Below are 3,773 nucleotides of genomic sequence, written 5' to 3' on the forward strand. Positions count from 1 at the left end.
GGCCGCCGCGGCCGCCGCTTCGCGGGCCGAGGACGAGGCCGGTGAGGGGCCCTGCCTGGCCGAGCTGGAGGTGCTGGTGGGGCAGTCGGCGGCCGCGGGGATGGTCGTCGAGCTGTCGGTGGAGGGGGAGGTGCGGGTGTACGCGGCCGAGGTGGAGCAGACGGCGTACCGGGTGGTGCAGGAGGCGCTGACGAACGTGCACAAGCACGCGGCGGGGGCTAAGACGCATGTGCGGCTGGCGCATCGGGCGGCGGAGATCGCGATGCAGGTGGAGAACGGGGCGCCGCCGGAGCCGGGGGCGGCGGGGGCCGCGCGGTTGCCGAGCGGGGGGAACGGGTTGCTCGGCATGAAGGAGCGGGTGGCCGAGCTGGGGGGCGTTTTCGTGTCCGGACCCACGGATGCCGGGGGCTTCAGGGTGTCCGCGGTGATTCCGGCGGCGTAGGAGTGTGGCGGGCGTCGCTGGCCGGGCCCCCGCGGCTCGGCTGCGCCGGGGTGGGTCCCGGCCACCGGCGTTCGCGCGGTGCCGCCGCGCCCACCCTCCCCCACTCTCGGCCTCGCCCGGGAGGGAAGCACCCCGTCGTCCCGGAGGCGCGACTGCCCGCGGCCGTGTGCGGCCTTGAGCGTGCCCGACCGCACAGTGTCCGTGGCTCGTGCCCGCGGCTCCGTGCGGTGAGGGGCTCAGCCCGCTGTCAGGCGGGTCGGATCGGTGCCCGCGAGCAGGGTCGTGAGCGCTGTGTCGACGGTGGGGCCGAGGTACCAGTCACCGGTGTGGTCGAGGGCGTAGGCGCGGCCCTCGGTGTCGATGGCGATGAGGGAGCGGGTGGCGGTCTCGTGGCCGAGGGGGCAGACCTCGGTGTCGAGGGCGCGGCCGAGGTCGCCGAGGGTGCGGGCCATGTGGAGGCCGTGCAGCGGGTCGAGGTGGAGGTCGGCGGGGGCGAGCCGGCGGCCGGGCCCCTGGGCGGTGAGGTGGAGGCCGCCGAATTCGGCCCAGGCCTCGACCGCGGCCGGGAAGACCGCGTGGCGGTGGCCGGCGGGGGAGACGTGCTCGCGCAGGGCGTCGGCCCAGATCTCGGCCTGCTTCATGTCCCAGCGGCCCGGCTGCCACCCGGCGGCGCGCAGGGCGGCGTCGACGGGGACGGAGAAGCGGGTGGTGGAGGTGCGGTCGGTGTGCATCTGCCCTTTGTTCGTCGGGGTTGGTCGGCGGATTGAACTGTGGCCGGTTGACTGTGGCCGGTTGAACTGTGGCCGGGACATCGGCGTATCGGCTGGTCCCGAGTTCCCGGAGCGGTTTCCTGTTGTGACGCGATCTCCGGGAGACGGGTTCCTGAGGCGGGAACGGCTTCCCGGGCCCGGCTCAGTTCTCCTGTGCCGGGTCCACCACGCGGACGCCGAAGTGGGCGCTGAGCGCCGTGCAGGAGCGGCAGGGGGTGGCGAAGGCGCCGTGGAGGGGGTCGCCGTCCTCGCGGATGTGGCGGGTGGTGAGCTTCGCCTGCTTGAGGGCCTTGCGGGCCTCGCCGTTGGACATGGGTCTGCGGGCGGCGCGCCGGCTGCGGGCCGCGTCGGCGCCGGTGATGTGCCGGGAGATGAGGATGGCCTCGGCGCAGCGGCCCGTGAAGCGGTCGCGCTGCGCGGTGGCGAGGGAGTCGAGGAACTCCTGGACCAGAGGGTGCAGAGGCGGGGCGTGGTCGCCGCGGGCGGCGGTGCCGGTGAGGGTCTCGCCGCGCACGGAGAGGGCGGCGGCCACGGTCGGCAGGATGCCGTCGCGGCGGTGGAGGAGGGCGGGAGCATGCGGCTGTTCCGCGGTGCTCCAGCCGATGCGAGGATCGCCCGAAGGTCCCGCCTGCGTCGCACTCATGATCGTGGTCCCCTCCTGTTGCATCCCCCGCCCGCGCACACAGAGTGCCAAACGGCGCGGCCCGTGCGGAAGCTGGGACAGTACGACACGCCCGGTCTTCGGCGTTCCGTGAGGGTGGCGTGACGGCTGGTCACGGAAGCGGAGGCCCGGTGACCGGTGTCGCCGTACCGCATAGGCTGTCGACGACCGCGATCCGTTCGGTCTTGCGATCGAGGGCGGACAGAACAGGCCGTAACGGGGCCTTCTCTGCTGTCGGAGAGCGGTAGGACAGAGCGACAACGCAGCCAGAAACAGGTCACTCAGAACGCCGCAGGGGGCTACCGCCATGACGACAGGTCGGCTCGGGCAGCAAGCCGCGCCGCCGAACGCGGCCTACGCCGGGCAGCTCGTGCAGTTTCCGGACCCGGTCCGGGCCGCGCGTCATCCGAGGGGTGTCCGTGTTGACGCCCACGGCTATCCGGACTTCTCGCCCTATGCGCGCGCCGCGGCGGAGATCGCCGACCCCCCGGAGGGGTTCGGCGTGGACGAGCTGCGGTTGACGGACTACGTGTCCGCGAACGCGGCGCTGGCCGCGACGGGGCACGAGCTGTGGGACACGATCCCGCAGGTGGCGACGCCGCACGGCTGGACGTGGCATCACGCGCCGGGCGGCCGGCGGCTGGAGCTGGTGCCGGTCGAGGTGAAGGCGCTGCTGCGGCACCACGGGGGCATCGCGACGGCGCGCGTGGACCAGCACAAGCGGGGCACGCGGCCGTTGCAGGAGACCCGGCCGGCGCACTTCGGGCTGCCGAAGTCGTCGGCGGTGGCGGTGACCGAGACGCAGGTGCAGGGGGTCGAGGAGGACCTCGGGTACCGGCTGCCGGGCGCGTACCGGTCGTTCCTGAAGGCGGCGGGCGGCTGCGCCCCCGTCGGGGCGGCGCTGGACGCGGAGCTGGGGCTGCTGCTCGACCAGCCGTTCTTCACGGTGCGGGACGAGGCCGCGGTCAACGACCTGGTGTACGTCAACAAGTGCCTGCGGGACCATCTCACCAAGGACTACCTGGCGGTCGCGTTCGCGCAGGGCGGGATCCTCGCGGTGAAGGTGAAGGGCGACCGGATCGGGTCGGTCTGGTTCTGCGCGTACGACGACGCCCGCGACGTCGACCCGTCGTGGCCGCCGGCCGAGCGGGTGGAGCGGTTGCTGCTCCCCGCCGGTGCGGACTTCGACGCGTTCCTGTCCCGGCTGGCCGGCAATCCGCCGGAACTGGAGACGGTGGCCAATCTGATGGTGGACGGTGGCTTCGCACGTGCCGTCCCGGTCGCCGCGGGTGCCGCCGCGTCTTCGGTGGGGGAGTGAGTTTTCGATGGTGACGTTCGCTCAGGCGCAGGAGCGCGCCGAGGAGTGGATCAACGGGGATCTGCCGGCCTACCAGCACCGTGAGGTGCGGGTACGGGAGTTCGAGCTCGGGTTCGTGGTGTGGGCCGAGGACCGGACGGACGGCCCGCGCTCCGACGGTGGCGCGCAGCGGCTGGTCATCGCCCGTGACAGCGGGGAGGCCACGCTGTGGCCGTCGCTGCCGGTGGGCGAGGTGATCCGCCGGTTCGAGGAGGAGTACGGCCGTACGGACGCGGCTCCGGCCGCCGCGCCCGCGCCACCGGCCCGGGTGGATCTGAACCAGACGTCGTTCCTGCTGACTCCGCCGGAGTGGTTGCAGGACGCGGCGGACAGGCTGGGGATTCCGGACCACCGCTCGGGTGCGGGTGCGGGTGCGGGTGCCGGGGCTGGGGCGTCCGACGGCGCCGGGTCCCGGCCGGCTGCTGCGGCTGCCGGTACGTCCGGTTCCGGCCCCGCGGGCGCCAACGGGGTGTCCGGGGGCGGTGGTTCGACGCCCGAGACGCTGCCGGGGCCGGTGGGGCAGTCGCCCTCGGCCGACCGTGG

General features: G+C 74.0%; 4 protein-coding genes and 1 pseudogene. 3 read left to right on the plus strand and 2 right to left on the minus strand.

Annotated features, from left to right (window positions below):
- The coding region (locus tag AWZ10_RS15740) for a sensor histidine kinase (RefSeq protein ID WP_425264492.1) at window positions 1-442 on the plus strand (442 nt) is incomplete at its 5' end.
- A gap of 236 nt (window positions 443-678) precedes the next feature.
- On the opposite strand, the gene AWZ10_RS15745 is transcribed toward AWZ10_RS15740, so the two are convergent.
- Window positions 679-1,173: an SUKH-3 domain-containing protein gene (locus AWZ10_RS15745; protein WP_046704968.1), complete on the minus strand. Its 495-nt coding sequence runs from the start codon at window positions 1,171-1,173 to the stop codon at window positions 679-681.
- A gap of 181 nt (window positions 1,174-1,354) precedes the next feature.
- Window positions 1,355-1,855, minus strand: a complete 501-nt coding sequence (locus AWZ10_RS15750) for a YwqJ-related putative deaminase (protein ID WP_046704969.1) — start codon at window positions 1,853-1,855, stop codon at window positions 1,355-1,357.
- Window positions 1,856-2,180: 325 nt separating this feature from the next.
- On the opposite strand from AWZ10_RS15750, the gene AWZ10_RS15755 reads away from it, so the two are divergent.
- Window positions 2,181-3,191 carry an SMI1/KNR4 family protein gene (locus AWZ10_RS15755; protein WP_046704970.1) on the plus strand — a complete coding sequence of 337 codons (1,011 nt, stop codon included), beginning with the start codon at window positions 2,181-2,183 and terminating at the stop codon, window positions 3,189-3,191.
- A gap of 7 nt (window positions 3,192-3,198) precedes the next feature.
- A pseudogene (locus AWZ10_RS15760) lies at window positions 3,199-3,773 on the plus strand (SUKH-4 family immunity protein); the annotation flags it as partial.

It is taken from the genome of Streptomyces europaeiscabiei, assembly GCF_001550375.1.
GTDB lineage: Bacteria > Actinomycetota > Actinomycetes > Streptomycetales > Streptomycetaceae > Streptomyces > Streptomyces europaeiscabiei.

Coding starts and splice junctions, on each gene's coding strand:
- AWZ10_RS15750 (WP_046704969.1), bottom strand. CDS start 1,855: ATGAGTGCGACGCAGGCGGGACCTTCGGGCGATCCTCGCATCGGCTGG.
- AWZ10_RS15755 (WP_046704970.1), top strand. CDS start 2,181: ATGACGACAGGTCGGCTCGGGCAGCAAGCCGCGCCGCCGAACGCGGCC.
- AWZ10_RS15745 (WP_046704968.1), bottom strand. CDS start 1,173: ATGCACACCGACCGCACCTCCACCACCCGCTTCTCCGTCCCCGTCGAC.